This window comes from Polaribacter sp. Q13 (assembly GCF_016858305.2).
Classification (GTDB): Bacteria; Bacteroidota; Bacteroidia; order Flavobacteriales; family Flavobacteriaceae; genus Polaribacter.
The window spans coordinates 2,744,563-2,762,946 of record NZ_CP074436.1 but is presented as its reverse complement, the minus strand read 5'-3'; the positions used below and the strand labels follow the sequence as shown (position 1 = coordinate 2,762,946).

The window sequence follows — 18,384 nt, the reverse complement described above, 5'->3', positions numbered from 1 at the left end:
TCATTAAAAACGAGAGCTAACTTTTTTAAAATCAATCAGATAAAATTTGTTAATTGTTGCGTGATCTCTGTTGTAAGATTTCTCAATGCTTCTAGGGAACACAATTGTGGATTTTATTCCACTTTAAACTCACCTTTCTTATCCTCAATTTTAACAATATATTTTCCTTTGGGTAAATAATAAACCTCGTTTTTAGCTTTCTTTAAATCAGTTTCTTTATTTACTTTTTGATACGCTTTTTTTCCTTTTTCAGAGAAAGAAGCATCATAAATAGCTTCGTTAAAACCTCTATCTGCATCTACATAAAATGAGTTAACTTTTACTTGTGCTGAACTTGATTCAGTATCTCCGGAAAAAATATCTACTTGAATTTTTTTACTAGAATTTACATAAAATGGAATGTTTATTTCCGGCGTATTGGCATCTAACCATTTGCTCCAAGAATTCCCCCAATAATCACTTTTTCTAATAGAATTAATTGTAAAAATCTCTAAGTTGTCATGTTTTCTAATTCCTTTTGTAAACTCTTGAATAGGAGCAATATTTGCTTTGTATAAACTTCTACCATGAGTACCAATAATTAAATGTTTTGCAGTTGGCTGAATCACCAAATCATGAATGGCAACATTTGGTAAATTCTTGCTAAAAGCTTCCCAAGAAGTTCCAAAATCAAAAGAAACATACAAACCATTATCTGTACCTAAATACAATACATTTTGGTTTTCAGAATCTTCTTTAATCACGTTTACAGAAGAAGTAGGAATTGAGTTTCCAATGTTTTTCCAGGTTTGACCATAATCATCAGACATATAAACGTAAGGCGTAAAATCATCAAAACGGTATCCGTTTAAAGTTACATAAACACGCTCCTTTTTAAATTTTGATGCGACAACTCTTGAAACCCATAAATTCTGTGGCAAATTGTTAGAAATACGTGTCCAACTTCCTCCTCCATTTTTAGTAACATTTACAAAACCATCATCAGAACCGGTATAAATTAATCCAAATTGAAACGGACTTTCAGAAATGGATGTTAAGGTTCCGTATGCAACATTTCCCTTTTTCCCTCCATTCGTTAAATCGCCAGAAATGGTTTCCCAATCATCGCCTTTATTTAAAGAACGGTGCAATTTATTACCACCCAAGTATAAAATATCTTGGTTATATTTTGATAAATGAATTGGCGTTTGCCAATTAAATCGATACGGATTTTCGCCTAAAGTATGTTTTGGCTGAATGTACTTTTGATTTCCTGTTTCTCTATCAATTCTATAATAATTTCCAAATTGGTAGCCAGTGTACACAATATTTGGGTTTCTGTCATCTACTTGAACCTGCATTCCGTCTCCTCCCATGATCGATTCGTACGGATTTTGACCTGATTGGTACCAATACTTGTCAATTTTTGAGTTGTGAGGTGCAACCCAAACTCCGTTGTCTTGCATGCCTCCATAAACATTGTAATTTTTTTGATTGTCGGCATACACGGAATAAAATTGCCCAACCGCAGGGTCATTTAACTTAATCCAATTTTCTCCATCATCATAAGAAATATTTAAACCACCATCATTTCCATCAATTAAATGCCCTTTCTTTTTGGGGTTTACCCACAAGGCTTGGTGGTCTGCATGTACGTTTTCTTTACTGATAGAAGTAAACGTTTTTCCGCCGTCTTTCGATTTTAAAATAGGAACTCCTAAAACATAAATTCCATTCTCATCTTGGTAGTCAACTCTAATTTCTCCAAAATAATACCCGTAAGAATAATACAAGTCATCTAAAGTTCCGTTATGCGTCTTTTTCCATGATTTCCCTCCGTTTGTTGTTTTAAAAACTTCGGCTCCAATAACTGGTGTGTCAAACAACATCGAGTTTGCATCTTCTAAATATTTAGCTAAATCAATAGGTTTTACATTTCCAGAACGTACCATTTGCTTTACATTTTCTGCCCTGTATTTTTCTTGAAATCCGTTAGTTTTTAAATAGGTATTTAGTTTTTTATCTGATAAGTGTAAGAAATTATCTACAGACATTGTTTTAAAATCACCTTTTGTTAATGCATTCGAAGATGCTGTTTTCTTTTCCTCTTTTCTTCTAAATTGATTATCATGAAAAGCATACACCGTATTTTTATTAAAAACAGCTAAACCAATTCTACCAACACCATTTCCTGTTGGGAAACCACTTTTGTCTGAAATTCGAAACCAAGAACTTCCTGCATCCGTACTTTTATAAATGGCAGAATTATTTCCATTTCCATTAAAATTCCATGCTTTACGTTCTCTTTCCCAAGAAGCAGCATACATAATATTAAAGTTTTCTGGAGCAACTGCAACGTCTATAATTCCTGTATTTTTATCAATAAATAATGTTTTAGACCACGTTTTTCCTCCATCTGTAGTTTTAAAAATCCCTCTTTCATCGTTTGAAGAATATAAATGACCAATTGCACCTACAATAACTTCATTCGGGTTCTTAGGGTTGATAACAATTCTACTAATGTGATGAGAATCTGGCAAACCAACATTTTGCCAAGATTCCCCTTTATCTGTAGATTTTAGCATACCAATTCCTGCATAACTAGATCGTGAAGAGTTTTTTTCTCCTGTGCCTACCCAAATAGTTCCGGTTTTCCAATCAACTGCAATATCACCAATATTTTGAGTAAGCGAATTGTCTAAAAGAGGTGTAAAAGTAGTTCCGTTGTTGTTTGTATACCAAAGCCCTCCAGAAGCATAACCCACATAAAATTCTGTTGTATTCTTTGGGTTTACGGCCATATCTACTACACGACCGCTCATCACCGTTGGACCAATATTAGTAAATTCAATATTTTTAACCAAAGAAGAATTCATCATTTGAGACTTCTTTTGTAATGATTGTTGAATAATCTCTCCACCTGTTGAGGTTTGAGCAACTAGAGTTACTGAAAAAAAGAATACTAAAGAGGAGAAAATAGATTTCATAATAAGTTAGTTTGGTTTAAAGTGTTGAAATTACTGTTTGTATTTTCAATAGCAAAAAATTTAACATAAAAAGGAATTTTAAGAAAAATTCGACTTCAAATTTAAACATCGTATCTTTGCAGGCTGAAACAACTACATAAAGTTGATTTCAAAAAAGTATTTTTATGACATTTAAAGATTTAGGTTTATCCGCTGCATTAGTAAAAGCAGTTGAAGAAAAAGGATATACCAAACCATCACCAATACAAGAAAAAGCAATTCCACATATTTTAGAAGGTAAAGACATTTTAGCTTCTGCACAAACAGGAACTGGGAAAACAGCTGGTTTTACATTGCCAGTATTACAACATTTAGCTGAAACAAAGCACCCAAAATATAGGCCTTTAAGAGCACTAGTGTTAACGCCAACAAGAGAATTGGCTGCGCAAGTTTATGACAATGTAAGAGAGTATAGTAAATATGTAAACATAAAATCTGCCGTAGTTTTTGGTGGAGTTAATGCAAAACCACAGATTGCAACGTTAAGAAGTGGTGTAGATATTTTAGTAGCAACACCTGGTAGATTATTAGATTTACACAGTCAGAAAGCAGTTTCTTTTAACAGAATTGATGTTTTAATTCTTGATGAAGCAGACAGAATGTTAGACATGGGTTTTGCTAGAGATTTAAATAAACTGATTAGTTTTATGCCAGCAAAGCGTCAGAATTTGATGTTTTCTGCAACTTTTTCTGCTGATATTAAAAAATTAGCTTCTGGTATTTTAAATAATCCTGTTTCTGTAGAAGCAGAACCACAGAATTCTACAGCTAAAAAAGTAACTCATAATGTTTATAAAGTTGATAAAGGCCAAAAAACAGAGTTTACGATTAAGTTGATAAAAGACGGAAACTGGAATCAGGTTTTAATCTTTACAAGAACAAAACATGGTGCTAATAAATTAACAGAGAAATTGATAAAAGCAGGAATATCTGCAGCAGCAATTCACGGAAATAAAAGTCAGGGTGCAAGAACAAAAGCATTAAGAACTTTTAAAGACAATACCATTAAAGCATTGGTTGCAACAGATATTGCAGCACGTGGTTTAGATATTCCTTTATTACCACACGTTATTAACTTTGAATTACCAAATGTACCAGAAGATTATGTACATAGAATTGGTAGAACAGGTAGAGCAGGAGCAGCGGGAGAAGCAATTTCTTTAGTTTGTAGTGAAGAGACTGAGTACCAAAACGAAATTGAAAAATTACTAAAAGAGAAATTAAACACTTCTATTGTAGAAGGTTTTGAGCCTACAGATACGGCAGCTCCTAAAAGAGCAGCTTCGCAAAGTAAAGGTTCTTTTAATAAGAAAAATAAAGGTGGAAATTCTGGATCTTCTCAAGGAGATAAACCAAAAAGAAAACCTCATTTTAAAGGAAATAAACCCGCAGGTTCTACTTCTGGTAGAGGAAGAACGGGAGCGCCTAAAAAGAAACGTTTTTAGATACTAATTTCACGGATTTACACAAATTTTATTATCCTACAAGGTTGTTAACCTTGTAGGATTTTTACTTTTAAAGAACTATTCATACAACTCAATAACCACTAAGTCTGTTATTTGTTAATGCTTCGAAATGACAACTGTTGTTGTTTTTTTGCGTTCAGTTTTTGGTACACACAGTTTTGTTATTTCGAAATGAGCTTTTTAGCGATTGAGAAATCACATAAAGTTTAGTTGGTGTTGTGTGATCACTGTTATGGGATTTCTCAATACTTCGAAATGACAAGTATTGTGGCTCAGTTTTGTCTGATCACCGTTATGTTATTTCTCCTATTGTCGAAATGACAACTGTTGTTGTTTTTTTGCGTTCAGTTTTTGTTACACACAGTTTTGTCATTTCGAAATGAGCTTTTTAGAGATTGAGAAATCACATAAAGTATGGTTGGTGTTGTGTGATCACTGTTATGTGATTTCTACTATAGTCGAAATGATAACTGTTGTGTTTTTTTTTGCGTTAGGGATTGGAATGACATCCTTTTTGCTTTTTTGGCAAAAAGATACAACCTTTCGTCTTCGCTCAAGATAAATTACAAGCCCGCTCGAACGCCCAAAAAAGATAATACTGATTGGCTTTTATAGTATTAAAGATTTCTTTTGAAAAGAGAGTTTATAAAATTATTCGTTGTAAATATTTTGCCGACGAAATATTGTTACCTTTGTATTTCAACATAAATTTTTCAGTATGAAATACGATAAAATAGACTCAAAATTATTTATAAAAAATCGTAAAAATTTTGCTTCAGCAATGAAAGCAAATAGTATCGCGGTTTTTAATTCTAATGATATTTATCCGATTAGTGCAGACAGCACAATGCCTTTTGAGCAGCATAGAGATATTTTTTATCTAACTGGTGCAGATCAAGAAGAAACTGTGTTGCTTTTGTTTCCAGATTGCCCAAATGAAAATTATAGAGAGGTTTTATTTGTTAGAGAAACGAATGACCATATTGCGGTTTGGGAAGGAGAAAAACTAACCAAAGAGGCTGCTTTTGAAACAAGCGGAATTAAAACGGTTTTGTGGTTGCAAGATTTAGAAAAGGTGTTGTTTGAGATGTCTACCTACGCAGATACTTTTTATATAAATACCAATGAACATTATAGAGCTAATGTAGAAACAGAAACACGCGAAGATCGTTTTACAAAATGGTTGTTGGCAAAATATCCTGCACATGCAGTTGCTAAAAGTAACCCTATTTTACAGCGCTTACGTTCTGTAAAAGATCAGATTGAGTTAGATTTAATTCAGCATGCTTGTAATATTACAGAAAAAGGATTCCGTAGAATTTTACCTTTTATAAAACCTGGTGTTTGGGAATATGAAATTGAAGCAGAATTGTTGCACGAGTTTGTAAGAAATAGATCTAAAGGTTTTGCATACACGCCAATTATTGCAAGCGGAAATAACGCTAATGTTTTACATTATATAGAAAATAATAAAGAGTGTAAAGCGGGCGATTTAATTTTGTTTGATATTGCTGCAGAATTTTCTAATTATAAAAGTGATTTGTCTAGAACAGTGCCTGTTTCTGGTAAGTTTACAGACCGACAAAAAGCAGTTTACAATGCCGTAAATCATGTTAAGAAAGAAGCTACAAAATTATTAGTTACTGGAACTTTGTGGAAAGATTATCATGTAGAGGTTGGTGGAATTATGACGGCTGAATTGTTAAAACTAGGTTTGTTAGACAAGGCAGATGTACAAAATGAAGATAAAAATTGGCCTGCATATAAACAATATTTTATGCACGGAACGAGTCATCACATGGGGTTAGATACACATGATTATGGTTTGTTACATGAACCAATGCAAGCAAATATGGTGTTTACCGTAGAGCCAGGAATTTACATTCCGAAGGAAGGTTTTGGAATCCGTTTAGAAGATGATGTGGTTGTGCAGGAAAAAGGTGCACCTTTTAATTTAATGGGTAATATTCCTATTGAGGCTGAAGAAATTGAAGATTTAATGCAAGGTTAAATCTTATACTAAATATAAAAAGCGAGTTGTAAAACTCGCTTTTTTTGTGCTTTAAAGTTAATTGTTACTGCGTAACAAAATCAGTATCGCTTAAGGTGTTTAAAAATGAAATAAGGTTCTCTTTTTCATCCACTGTAAGTGGAATTTGATTATTGTTTTCTTTAAGAATCGGATCTAGATTATCTGCATCTAAAACGCCATTGTCTAAATAATCTAAGACTTCTTTTAAAGTAGCGAATTGACCAAAACTTCCGTAAGGTGCAGTGTATGCTATATTTCTTAAAGATGGAACACGAAAACGCATTAAATCGTTTAATTCTAGAGTAACCCTTGTACGTCCTGTTTCTTCTTGATCAGCATTTATTGGAAAGCCTATATTTCTATAACTTTGATCGGTAAACAATTCTGTACTGTGGCAACTTGCACATTTATTTTTAAAGGTTTGATAACCTTTCTCTTCATTTACAGTGAATGTTACGCCTTCATTTCTTTTTACTTTATCGTATTTACTATTGGCAGAAATTAAAGTGTATTCAAACTGAGCAATACTATTAAAAATTCTATTTCCAGTTATATTGTCATCCCCAAAAGTTTTATTGAATAAATTGATATAATCTTCGTCTTGTTCAATTTTACCAATTACTTCTAAAATAGAGGAGTCCATTTCTTCGGGTGTAATTATTGGCACAATTGGTTGATCTTCTAACTTTGATTTACTGCCTTCCCAATTATACACTTGCATAAATGCCATATTTTGCACAGGTGGTGCATTTCTAAGTCCAATTCGTCCTTCAATACCAATACCTTTTGCATTGTGATCTGCAAATGCATTTGCTTGTATATGACAACTAGCACATGAAATAGTGTTATCTGCACTCAGTTTTTTGTCGAAAAATAATTTTTTGCCTAATTCAACGCCATATTTTGTGGGTTTATTGGTATAAAATGAATTGTTTAATACCGGAAAATCTACAGGAATATTTATTGCTATTTCTGGATTATCAAAAACAAAGGGTTCATAAACATCTTCTTTAGTACAAGAAGATATTAATAGTATTATAAAAATATTCAGTAATAACTTTTTCATTTTAATTCTTTTAAAGAAGAGTCAGTTTTCTATATTATATTGAAAACTGACTCTTTTTATAGGTTTAGTTTTCTACACTTTCAATAGAAAACATTCCTTTAATGTCTGTATCGCCATTACCCGCCATATTATCAACATACTCTACCATTACATTAGGACTTACATGTTTAGTGGCAAAAGTTCCTGCAGTATAACCTTCCGTCGGAGTTTCTAAAGTAATTGTATTTATTCCACTTAGAACCTTATTAAAATCTGCTTTAATAGTAATTGTAGGAGAATTTTCGCCAACCATTGCATCTGTAGATAAATCTAAAGTAATATCTCTATAAGCATTACGAGCATGCACATCTGCATTATTCCAAGTACTTTCATCGTCTGGATCACCACCTAAAACACTACCAGTATGAATTGCTAAAGGAGCGTTGTCTACGCCATAAAAACCTTCAATTTGTGCAAAACGGTATCCTGTTGCCCAGAACCAGTGTATTGATAAATCTGCATTATAAAAAGAAGGAAAAAGTTCTTCATCTAAAGTGTTTAATGCTTCTTTTATTCCTAAACCAAATTTAATTTGTGTGTAATTAGCTGTTGGAATATCATTCAAAACATATTTTAATGTTGCTTCTTTAGATTGGTCAATAATAGTAGCTCCTTCATCTAAATTTTGAGTATTGTAAGGAAATTCTACACCTTCTGCGTTTACAAGACGAATGTTACTTATTACATATTTTAACTCTTCAAAATGGTGTACTTGTCCTTCTGTAGAAGTGTTTGTTGTTGCTTCTGCAGATGTTGCATCTCCCAAAACAATTGTTGTTGTTCCAAATGTATTATTAAACTCTAAGGTTACGTCGTTGGCAACCGGAATACCGTCTTCACTACAAGAAATTATTGATAATGAGACTAATGATGCTAAAAGGTACTTTTTTAAATTTTTCATGTGTATTAATTTTAATTGATGTCGTTATTTCTTGTTTAAAAATTGATTTTTAAAGACGTAAAAATGTTACGTCCCATTCTTGGGATATTTCCCCAATCTGCGTAAGTGCTGTAATATTCGTTTAATAAGTTTTCCGCACCTACTTGAAAAACCGTTTTGTAATTATTAATGTAAAAAGTATAATCTGCAGAAACATTAAAGTTTTTGTAAGATGGCGTTTCGTCTTCTCCGTATTCTGGACTGTAATTATTTTGTTTGAAATCACCATTTAATGCTGTTCCAAAACCAAAATTTTTATGAGAAAAATGCACCGAAGTTTGATAACTTAACGGACGAATAAATGGTAAATTCTTCTGATTATCATCTAAACCTCTTGCATAGGTTAACGTTCCTTTCCAATGTAATTTCTGTAAAATTGTGTACTTCGCATTCAGTGAGAAATTAAATAATGTGGCATAATCTAGAGAGGTATATCCTTTAACTCCTACAGATTGATAGTTCATAGGGCTCCCCAAACTTAAAATTCTACCAATTATATAATTCTGAATATAGAAGTAGTTTACTTTGGCATTGATACTTCCTTTTTCGTTTTCGAAGCCAGCACTCGCATTTACTTCATAGGAAATTTCATTTTTCAAATCCGGGTTTCCGATGTAATCATATCTATCGAAACTGTTATAAATATAATATCCATATCCTTCGGAAACAGAAGGCGCTCTATGACCGTAACCACCACCAATAGAAAAATTAAAATCACCTACATTTAAATGATAACTTGTATTTAAACTTGGTAAAAATCTTGTTTTTTCTTGTGGTGTTCCCGGGTGAAAAATCCAATTGAATTCTACATATTTAGAATAATTGTAATTGACACCTAGAGAGCCTCCAAAACTTAGTTGACTTGTATCAGAAATATCCCATAAATTACCTATTGAAAGTCCGGCATAGGTTGTTGTAACCCAAGGCCAACTGTAGGCAAACATAGTTCGCTCACTTCTGTCTTGCGGGTACATACGCATTTCTGCAATAGATAAATTATTGTAGGCGTTCAATTGTACTTCGGATGATAGATTACCTTTTTGCAGGTTTACTTTAGAAACCAAACCATACGTTGTACTCCAACCAGGCATGTCCATGTGAACCAAGTTTTCCGGACGTGTTGTATCATCCATATAATGTTCTATAGCATTAAAATACACTTTGGTATCCCACACTTTTACAATTCCTTTTTCAAAAAATTGTTTGTAGGCAACCGATGTAATTAATGCTCTAGACAAAGATAAATCCATTGGCAATGCAGGGAAGCCAACATTCTTTGCTCTATCAAAAATAGCGTCTGCTCTTAAAGATGATAAATCACCAGTTTTGTAGGCTATTCCTAAAGAAGCATTCAGTTTTTCGAACTGAGAATGTTGTACTTCGTCATTATTACCGTCAGTATAGTTTTCTGCTTTTCTGTTAGAAATACTACCATCTACTACTAATTTTTCACTAGAATAAGAGGCATTTGCAAGGTTAAAAAACTGTTTGTTATTTAACTCAAAGCCAGTTTGGAAAGCACCTTTGTAATTTTCCCCTAATTTAAATGCGGTACTTTTCCTTTTCAAATCGATGCTACCAGCTACTGTTGCTCCGTGCAAACTGCCCTCTTGTCCTGATTTTATATCAATATCAGATAAATTATTACTTTCTACATAAGATGTTATCGGATCCATTTTATCGGTACAAGCACCAAAAACATGCATGCCATCAATGGTAACTAAAGAACGTTCTGTACTCATATTGTTCAATAAAGGTTCCCAAGCGTAAGCGCCACGCTTTATAAAACTGATGTTGTCTGATGAGGCTAAAAATTCATCCACAGAAACCGCCATTTTCATGTCTGTTTCTATTTTCTTTTTTTTAGCCGCTACAATTATCACTTCCTCTAAGACGCCACCTAAACTATCTCTTTTTTTCTCAACAGTCTGTGCATTTGCTAGAGTTGCTAATAATAGGATTGCTATCGTTATTCCTTTCATATTTTTAAAATAAGATATCAATATGAAGTTCGCCTCTTTCTCCTTCTACTCCCGGAGTAAATTCGGTAGAAACTTCGTTTCCTTTTATTATTTGTTGGTTTTCATCTTTTAAAATGAAATTCAACGTCCAATTACCTGTCATTGTATAGTTTACAATTCCGTGATACAAACCATTATCTTGTTGTGTTAAATCTTCATTATTAGGTGATGAATGATTTCCCATAGAAGGTTCTGGCATTCTTGGATCTATGAACAAGGTGTAATTTTCTACAACGGAATAGGAAAACTGCGAAATATCAGGGAATTCTCCTGCAGCATTAGTTGGCTTATTGTATTTGTAAATACCAGCAACCAAATCGTTTTGTGCCACACGCGGACTTTGAGGTGCAACCAAAGCAATAAAATACTGCTCGTTATCATTGCCTGTAAAAGCCGTCATGTTGAGGTTCTTGTTGATTTGCTCTTCCACAGAAATATCTTGATTCACCTTGTGAGTTTCATTATTATCTGTAAAATTGATATACAACTGCCAAGCTACTGTAGAACTACTCTCATTTGTAAATACAACATATCCCTCGAAATATCCTTCGGTTGCATTGTATGCTAGATTATATGCATGCGGACAAGAAGATTTATTTCCATTCGCATCGGTCATAATTGGTAAAAAAGTAATTTCAGAATTATCGATGTTCTCACCTGTTTCTAATTTGGTGATGTTTAAATGAATTTCATTATAACCTTTATACAAAGTACCATTTAAAGCTTCTATGCTAACGCTGTAATCTCCATTATTTATGACAGTTACCTCTTCGAATTCAATATATTCTGTAGTTTCTACTTTTAATTCCGCTTCGTAATCCGTTTTATCCAACGTACAAGAAGTTATTACAATAAGAATTGCAATTACAATTAGATGTAAATGTTTCATTATTTTATGACTGTTTTATTAAAAAACTGTTGAAAAACTAGTAGCACCAAATAGATGGACAATTACTTATTTTAAGAAAGCGTATTGTGCATTATAAGGCAAGTGCAATTGTTATAATTGCATTCTTACTACTAAAAAGAAATGGTTAAGAAACAGGCTTACCAAACACCATATAAAGAGCTTTTGTTTAAAAAAAAACTTAACTGTGTTGTTTTTTACTATTAATTATTTCTAATTGATAGCACATAACTAGATACCTAATTAAATATAATTAAGCACCAATTATTTGGTGTATTGCGTTTCTTAGTATGAAGAAATTAAGCGAGTGGTGGGTGAAAAATAACATCCGTATGATGGAATTTATACGTGTTATTATAGGAAATATTTATTTTTAAATTTTCGTCATTAGACAATAGAACAGCATCCTTATGAGTTATTTCTTGAAAATAAACAATAGAAATTTCTATTTTAATTGATTTATTTTTTTCATTACCGCTGTCTGAATCTCCTGCCTTCACAATTTGTTTTGCTAAATGACATTTTCCGTTACAGTGTAATTCTGGAGTATCTCTATTTTCACAAAGCTCATTTTTAATATAATCGTAAAAAGCTGCATATTCCAATAATGGAAGCAAGGGCTTAGTAAGCAAGAATAGCGATAGAAAGATTGCTGCAATTTTCACGCCGCGAATATCTTTCTTTTTTTTAATTTTTCCTAATAATCAATAAAGACAAACTTATCCTTTTATATTTGTTAATTATTAGTATGTATTTGAGCTATTTATCTTAGTAATCTTCCGGTAGTATTTCCTTCTAGAATATTCATTACTTCTTTTTCGTTTGCATAATTGATATCCCCTAAATAAGTGTGTTTAATGGCGCAAGCAGCACTACCAAACTCCATAGCTTTGTAATCATCAAATTTTTGTAAACCATGAATAATACCGGCAGCAAAAGCATCACCAGTACCAATTCTATCTATAATATGTGTAATGTCTAAGTCTAAAGTTTCTTTAAATTCTTTACCATTCCACATTCTTGCTCTAATTTTGTGCCAAGAAGAATTAATGGAAGTTCTAATTTTATCAAACACTTTTTCTATTGTAGGATATTTTTCCATTAACTGTTTACTAGCTTCAATAAAATCTTCATTAGAATAAGAAAAACTGGTATCTAAAAGTTCATTAATTTCGTTAACACCACCAATAAAAATAGTAGAATAGTTCACTAATTCAGATAGAACTTCTCTTGAATCACCACCCCATTTCCATAAACCACTTCTGTAAGTTGGATCCGCAGAAATCCCCATACCCTTTTTCTGGGCAAGAATTAACCCTTCTTTTAACGTTTCATAACCACCTTCACAAAGCGCAGGTGTGATCCCTGTCCAATGAAACCATTTTCCTTTTTCTAAAGATTTTTCCCAGTCTACCATTTCTGGTTGAATTTCAGAAAAAGAAGAGTGAGACCTGTTGTAAGAAATAGAACTTGCTCTCATAACAGCACCAACTTCTAAAAAATAAACACCTAAAGGTCTGCTAGAGCGAATAATTGCAGAAGTGCTAACATCAAATTTTCTTAGAAAAGAAATAGCAGTATCACCTATAAAATCATCAGAAACACATGAAATATGTTTTACATCTTGTCCAAAATTTGCTACAGAAATACCTACATTTAATTCGGTACCACCAAAATAAAATTCTACTTGGTTAGATTGAATAAATTTTTTGTTTCCTGAAGGCGAAATTCGCATTAAAACCTCTCCAAATGTGATTATCTGATTCATGTTAAAAACTTTTATAAAGCAAAGATACTTTATAAAAAATAATTAAAAAGCTGTTTTATTTTTAATTATTTTAAAGTATTGTTGAATATATAGTAACGGTAAAACCTTTGTGGTAAAGAGATTTGGGTTATTCTAATTTTTGAATATCTCTTTTGTTAAAAAGAAAAAATGAATAAAACACGCAAAATCACGTCAATTGGTTAACCAGTTTTACACAGGTTAAGTTAAAACCAAAACTGTAAATCAAAAGATAATAAATATGTAATTATGCTCTTAAAGATGTGATAAAACGAATAGTATGATTGTTAAACATTTCTGGCTGTTCTACATTAACAACATGCCCACAATTTTCAATTACAAAAAGTGATGCCGTAACATGTATTGAAACAATGTTTTTTATAGAAGGTAAAAACAGATGATCTTCGGCTCCCATTACGTATAAAGTAGGAATCTGAATATCTTTTGTTCTAAAAAAACGGAGTAAAGGATTGATTTCTGAAGTTAATTTAAACCAACGTAAAAATTCTTTTTGATATAATTTCTTCGCTTCGTTTACAAACAGTAATCTAGATTTTTTATGATTTTTCTTTGGCATAATAATAAACGCAAAGAGTTTGTACAACATCATATAAGGCACCACAGATTTAAAGATATTACCAACTTTCATTAAAACCTGAGAGCGGAAATTCATTTTTATAATGGCACCTCCCATAATCATGCTTTTTACCAACTCTGGTCTTTTTTCGGCAAGATTTCTAATTAAAATAGTCCCTAAAGAAATACCAATAAAATGAGATTTTTTAATTTTTAAATGATCTATTACTTCAACAATATCTGCCGTAATAGAATCAAAAGTATATTTTGCTTTAAAAGTGTCTTTTAGTGTTGGTTTGCTATCTCCATGACCACGTAAATCTAAAATTAAAACATTAAAATGCTTTTTAAAATCTCGTACTTGTTTAAACCAAATAGAACTACTACCTCCTGCTCCATGAACAAAAGTAACCCACTCTGTAGCGGTGGTATGCGAATATAAGTAGTAGTTTAACAAAGGTTTATTTTTAAATTATATGAACAATCGAAATGCTAAAATAAGACATTTAATTTTGATGAAACTTTAAATTATTTATTAGGGTTTTTATTATTTATAAAAAACTGTTTTATTTTTTTTTGAATTTTCGTAGATTGCATAAATGGAAAAAGCTACACCAACACCAACAAATAGTAATAAGAAGAAATTTAATTACGACGATGAATTAAAAATATTGCACACAGAATTGGTGCACATGCAAGAATGGGTTAAAAACCAAGGTTTAAAAGTAGTGATCCTTTTTGAAGGAAGAGATGCTTCTGGAAAAGGAGGAACTATAAAACGTTTTACAGAGCCTTTAAACCCTAGAATTTGTAAAGTAGTTGCATTGGGTGTTCCTACCGAAAAAGAAAAGTCGCAATGGTATTTTCAACGTTATGTGCAATATTTACCTGCCGCAGGAGAAATCGTGTTGTTTGATAGAAGCTGGTACAACAGAGCAGGTGTAGAAAAAGTAATGGGTTTTTGTACAGATGATGAATATGATGAGTTTTTACGTTCTTGCCCAGAATTTGAACGCATGTTGGTAAGATCTGGCATTATTGTTTTAAAATATTGGTTTTCTGTTAGTGATGAAGAACAAGAAAGACGTTTTAAAAACCGTATTTCTAATCCTTTAAAAAGATGGAAATTTAGTCCGATGGATTTACAATCTCGTTCACGTTGGTTAGAGTATTCAAAAGCAAAAGATCAAATGTTTGCACATACAGACACCAAACAAGTGCCTTGGTTTGTAGTGAATTCAGAAAATAAAAAGAAAGCTAGGTTAAATTGTATTAGCCATATGTTAAGTAAGATTCCTTATGAACAAATGGATATTAAACCAATTGAGCTTCCGCCATTACCAGACGGTAAAGCGTATGTAAGACCACCAATGAATTACCAGACATTTGTACCAGAAAAGTTTTAGTAGCAAGGCGATAACCAAGGTTTTAAATCACTGATGATTTCCTTGAAATAAGAAATATTTGTTACGTAAATAACCTCGTACCCATTGGTACGAGGTTGTTTATTTAATAAAAAAGGCGAGCATTTCTGCTCGCCAATCACTACTTGAATTAAGGGAACTATTCTACTATTAAAGTATATTGTGGTGTTGGGTTTAAAGGACAGAAATACACATATTCACCTTTCTTAAGAGTTACTTCTTTAGAGCTTTCTTTGGTGTTGTTTTTTACTTGTGCAGTAACATACGCGTTTTTAATGTGCGCTTTTACATCTGCTTTTGGAGCTAAAACAAAACCTACATTATGACCTACATTGTTGTTTGCTACCTCAAAAACATAAGTTCCTTCAGATAATGTAAGTTGTTTCTGAGTAAACTCACCCTTGGTTTGTTCTAATGAAACTGTTTTTACTTCTTGTGCATTTGTATTGAATGCGAAACCTAAAACGATTACTAAAATTGCGATTACTTTTTTCATGATTGTTGTGTATTACTAATTATTATTAAAATTGATTATGTATTAAATTGTTGCTACTTCTAAGGTCTGCGCTACAGGAAAATCTACAGCCACATCTGTTGTTTTATGAAAGTAGTTGGTAATTGTAATTTCTCCTATTAAGATAATTGCATCTGCCAAGTTTCCTTTTGTATATCCGGCTGCATATAAGTTTTCTACAGTTTCTGGTGTTGCAGCTCCTCTGTTAAGTGCTACACTTCTTGCAAACTTTGCTAAGGCGTCTAATTTTGCGTCAAAAGAAGCATTTCCTGTTCTTAATTCTAAAATTTGATCTTCTGTAAAACCATTCATTTTACCAATTGCAGTGTGTGCAGATAAACAATAAACACATTCGTTTACTTGACTTACCGCTAAGTTGATTACTTCTTTTTCTTTAGCAGAAAAACTTGTTTTTCCTTGTCCTATTGCTAAAAAGTTACCCAATGCAGTTTCACTGTGTGCAAAGGCTGCGTATAAGTTGGGTACAAAACCTAATCCTTTTTCTAATTGGTTAAAAATTGCTTGGTTATTTTCTGATACTTCGTTTTTTGTTGGTACGTTAAATGTGCTCATAATTCTATTTTAAATTGTTTTATTATTAATTTTTAATTCTTCTTTTATATTATGCTTTGCATTCGCAAAGTTGTTGTTCTGGGTTTTGCTCGTCGTAGGTTTGGTAACCCCAACAGTTTGGGCATTGTGTGTTTTCTATTGTTTTCATAATTTTTGATTTTTTAATTGTTACTGTTTGACTCTGCAAAGATGCAACCGATAGTGACTTCAAAAATTGGACAAAAGTTCCTTTGATTTGGACTCGTTAAAAAGTTGCTTTTTTTTTGATGATTGCAGTGCTTATTTTAGTCTGTCTATTTTACTTCTTAAATTTCTTTCTGTAATTAAACCCGTATGTCTGTCTGCAGGTTCTCCGTTTTTAAAGAAAATTAGAGTTGGTATATTTCTTACGCTATACTTTGCTGCTAATTCAGGGTAGTCATCTACATTTATTTTTTTGATAATTACATCGTCTTTTAATTCGTCTGCTAATTTGTTGATGGTTGGTAATAACGTTTGACAAGGTCCACACCATTCTGCATAAAAATCGAACAATACATTGCTATTGTTTTCTATAATATTTTTTACGTCTATTTGTTCTAATTGAATTTCCATTTTTTCTTATTTTTTAGTTGCTGCTAACGCAGGATAAATTACTTGTTGTTGTGTGGTTATTGTTACACACTGCAAAGATGCAACCGAGATGAAGGTTTAAAAATGGACAAAAGTTCCTACTGTTTGGACTACGGAAAATAGTTGGCAAAAATTCACGCGTGAAGGATAGAGCAAGTTGTTTGAGCTCTTTTAAAGTTTGATAAAACTTTAAAAAGCGAGTTGCGAAAGCCTGACCTGATAAGGGCACGCCCAAGAAAATTAAAAAAATATTGAGTTAAGCCATAACAATAAACCACAGACTTGTCATTATGACAATAGGAGAAATCTCATAACAGTGATAATACAACACCAAGCAAACGTTATGAGATTTCTCTCAAAAGTTCGAAATGACAAAACTGAATGGAAAAAAATAAATCTTTTTACTACGTGTTTTAGAAGAAGTTTTTTATTGAAGCTGAGGTAAAATATAAACAGCTAATACTCCTTTTTAAACTGAAGAGGAGATTTAGAAATTGCTTTGGTAAAGAAACGTGTAAAATACGCAGGATCGTTAAAACCGAGTTCGAAAGCGATTTCTTTTACAGTTTTGTCTGTATAGATGAGTTGACGCTTCGCTTCTAATAAAATACGGTTCTTAATAAAGTCGGATGGCGTTTTTGCGCCTAACTTTTGAAAGTGTTTGCTAATCGATTTTGGCGAAAGTCCTAATCTGTTAGCGTAATCGGTTACGGAGTGCATGGTTCTAAAATTTTGTTCTACCAACAAACTAAAATCTTTAAAAAGACGTGTTTCGGTGTCTTCTTTAATTACATGATTCTCCTTTTTTACACGAACCGAAGAAATAATAAATTGCTTTAAATACGATTGTAACATATCATATTGTGCGGTTTCGTTTTGTTGAAATTCCTCAATTAAACTTTCTAAAATAAAGTTGAGTTTTGCCGTGTCCTTTTCACAAGGTTTTACAAACGGAGTTTCATAAATATTGTTGAACAGAATTCCGTTACACGCCACTTCTTGATCGTGGGTTTGTATGCAGTAAAAATCACGCACAAAAGTAAGTTTGTAGGCGGTTTTTATTTGCTCGGAATCTACCGTAAAAACTTGCCCTGGAGACAAGAAAAATAGCACATTGTCTTCAAAAGTATATTGTTCAAAATCGATATTATAGGTTCCTTTTCCTTCTTGAATCCAATAAATAGAGTAGGCGTTCTGTTGCACAGAATGATCTATGGTGCACGCTTTTTCAAACTGAACGGTACTTACAGAAAAGGTTTCTTTAAAGGAATACTTTACAATGTCTTGGACTGCCATATTTTGTTTTGTCTGTTGGTCGTAAAAATAGCTATAAACTTTACGTTTTATTTCTAAATGTAAAATTTCTTCAATTTAAAAATAAATAAATTTATTGACCTACATCAAATAATTTTACTTGAGACAA

Annotated in this window: 15 protein-coding genes; 3 read left to right on the top strand and 12 right to left on the bottom strand. The window is 32.3% G+C overall.

Annotated features, from left to right (window positions below):
• Positions 1-113: 113 nt before the first annotated feature.
• Entirely contained in the window at positions 114-2,966 is a 2,853-nt protein-coding gene (locus tag JOP69_RS11435; protein ID WP_203392723.1) for a sialidase family protein, read from the bottom strand.
• A 164-nt stretch (positions 2,967-3,130) separates the two neighbouring features.
• Here JOP69_RS11435 and JOP69_RS11430 point away from each other — a divergent pair, with 164 nt between their 5' ends.
• On the top strand, positions 3,131-4,450 hold the full coding sequence (locus tag JOP69_RS11430; RefSeq protein ID WP_203392722.1) for a DEAD/DEAH box helicase: 1,320 nt from the start codon (positions 3,131-3,133) through the stop codon (positions 4,448-4,450).
• A gap of 739 nt (positions 4,451-5,189) precedes the next feature.
• Complete coding sequence (locus JOP69_RS11425) at positions 5,190-6,482, top strand: aminopeptidase P family protein (RefSeq protein WP_203392721.1); 1,293 nt, start codon at positions 5,190-5,192, stop codon at positions 6,480-6,482.
• 64 nt (positions 6,483-6,546) lie between these two features.
• On the opposite strand, the gene JOP69_RS11420 is transcribed toward JOP69_RS11425, so the two are convergent.
• The 7 genes from JOP69_RS11420 to JOP69_RS11390 all read right to left on the bottom strand — a co-directional run bounded on the left by JOP69_RS11420 (position 6,547) and on the right by JOP69_RS11390 (position 14,295).
• Positions 6,547-7,569, bottom strand: a complete 1,023-nt coding sequence (locus tag JOP69_RS11420; RefSeq protein WP_203392720.1) for a cytochrome-c peroxidase — start codon at positions 7,567-7,569, stop codon at positions 6,547-6,549.
• A gap of 64 nt (positions 7,570-7,633) precedes the next feature.
• Complete coding sequence (locus JOP69_RS11415) at positions 7,634-8,509, bottom strand: MbnP family protein (RefSeq protein ID WP_203392719.1); 876 nt, start codon at positions 8,507-8,509, stop codon at positions 7,634-7,636.
• A gap of 35 nt (positions 8,510-8,544) precedes the next feature.
• Positions 8,545-10,530 (bottom strand): TonB-dependent siderophore receptor, encoded by a 1,986-nt coding sequence (locus JOP69_RS11410; RefSeq protein ID WP_203392718.1) that lies wholly within the window; start codon positions 10,528-10,530, stop codon positions 8,545-8,547.
• A 4-nt stretch (positions 10,531-10,534) separates the two neighbouring features.
• Entirely contained in the window at positions 10,535-11,458 is a 924-nt protein-coding gene (locus tag JOP69_RS11405; RefSeq protein WP_203392717.1) for a hypothetical protein, read from the bottom strand.
• 317 nt (positions 11,459-11,775) lie between these two features.
• On the bottom strand, positions 11,776-12,141 hold the full coding sequence (locus JOP69_RS11400; protein WP_203392716.1) for a hypothetical protein: 366 nt from the start codon (positions 12,139-12,141) through the stop codon (positions 11,776-11,778).
• A gap of 98 nt (positions 12,142-12,239) precedes the next feature.
• Complete coding sequence (locus JOP69_RS11395) at positions 12,240-13,244, bottom strand: sugar kinase (RefSeq protein ID WP_203392715.1); 1,005 nt, start codon at positions 13,242-13,244, stop codon at positions 12,240-12,242.
• Between the two features lie 265 nt (positions 13,245-13,509).
• On the bottom strand, positions 13,510-14,295 hold the full coding sequence (locus JOP69_RS11390; RefSeq protein WP_203392714.1) for an alpha/beta fold hydrolase: 786 nt from the start codon (positions 14,293-14,295) through the stop codon (positions 13,510-13,512).
• Between the two features lie 142 nt (positions 14,296-14,437).
• On the opposite strand from JOP69_RS11390, the gene ppk2 reads away from it, so the two are divergent.
• Positions 14,438-15,244 carry a polyphosphate kinase 2 gene (gene ppk2 / locus JOP69_RS11385; protein ID WP_203392713.1) on the top strand — a complete coding sequence of 269 codons (807 nt, stop codon included), beginning with the start codon at positions 14,438-14,440 and terminating at the stop codon, positions 15,242-15,244.
• A gap of 157 nt (positions 15,245-15,401) precedes the next feature.
• On the opposite strand, the gene JOP69_RS11380 is transcribed toward ppk2, so the two are convergent.
• The 4 genes from JOP69_RS11380 to JOP69_RS11365 form a co-directional block, all read right to left on the bottom strand.
• Positions 15,402-15,758, bottom strand: coding sequence for a cupredoxin domain-containing protein (locus tag JOP69_RS11380; protein ID WP_165731561.1), 357 nt, complete (start codon positions 15,756-15,758; stop codon positions 15,402-15,404).
• A 42-nt stretch (positions 15,759-15,800) separates the two neighbouring features.
• A complete protein-coding gene (locus tag JOP69_RS11375) occupies positions 15,801-16,349 on the bottom strand; it encodes a carboxymuconolactone decarboxylase family protein (RefSeq protein WP_203392712.1) in 549 nt (182 codons plus the stop codon).
• 279 nt (positions 16,350-16,628) lie between these two features.
• A complete protein-coding gene (gene trxA / locus JOP69_RS11370; RefSeq protein WP_203392711.1) occupies positions 16,629-16,943 on the bottom strand; it encodes a thioredoxin in 315 nt (104 codons plus the stop codon).
• A 474-nt stretch (positions 16,944-17,417) separates the two neighbouring features.
• Positions 17,418-18,257: a helix-turn-helix domain-containing protein gene (locus tag JOP69_RS11365; RefSeq protein WP_203392710.1), complete on the bottom strand. Its 840-nt coding sequence runs from the start codon at positions 18,255-18,257 to the stop codon at positions 17,418-17,420.
• Between the last annotated feature and the right edge of the window lie 127 nt (positions 18,258-18,384).

Bases quoted from the DNA above. Each gene is read 5' to 3' on its own strand.
- JOP69_RS11435 (WP_203392723.1), bottom strand. From the start codon at position 2,966: ATGAAATCTATTTTCTCCTCTTTAGTATTCTTTTTTTCAGTAACTCTA.
- JOP69_RS11430 (WP_203392722.1), top strand. From the start codon at position 3,131: ATGACATTTAAAGATTTAGGTTTATCCGCTGCATTAGTAAAAGCAGTT.
- JOP69_RS11425 (WP_203392721.1), top strand. From the start codon at position 5,190: ATGAAATACGATAAAATAGACTCAAAATTATTTATAAAAAATCGTAAA.
- JOP69_RS11420 (WP_203392720.1), bottom strand. From the start codon at position 7,569: ATGAAAAAGTTATTACTGAATATTTTTATAATACTATTAATATCTTCT.
- JOP69_RS11415 (WP_203392719.1), bottom strand. From the start codon at position 8,509: ATGAAAAATTTAAAAAAGTACCTTTTAGCATCATTAGTCTCATTATCA.
- JOP69_RS11410 (WP_203392718.1), bottom strand. From the start codon at position 10,530: ATGAAAGGAATAACGATAGCAATCCTATTATTAGCAACTCTAGCAAAT.
- JOP69_RS11405 (WP_203392717.1), bottom strand. From the start codon at position 11,458: ATGAAACATTTACATCTAATTGTAATTGCAATTCTTATTGTAATAACT.
- JOP69_RS11395 (WP_203392715.1), bottom strand. From the start codon at position 13,244: ATGAATCAGATAATCACATTTGGAGAGGTTTTAATGCGAATTTCGCCT.
- ppk2 (WP_203392713.1), top strand. From the start codon at position 14,438: ATGGAAAAAGCTACACCAACACCAACAAATAGTAATAAGAAGAAATTT.
- JOP69_RS11380 (WP_165731561.1), bottom strand. From the start codon at position 15,758: ATGAAAAAAGTAATCGCAATTTTAGTAATCGTTTTAGGTTTCGCATTC.
- JOP69_RS11375 (WP_203392712.1), bottom strand. From the start codon at position 16,349: ATGAGCACATTTAACGTACCAACAAAAAACGAAGTATCAGAAAATAAC.
- trxA (WP_203392711.1), bottom strand. From the start codon at position 16,943: ATGGAAATTCAATTAGAACAAATAGACGTAAAAAATATTATAGAAAAC.
- JOP69_RS11365 (WP_203392710.1), bottom strand. From the start codon at position 18,257: ATGGCAGTCCAAGACATTGTAAAGTATTCCTTTAAAGAAACCTTTTCT.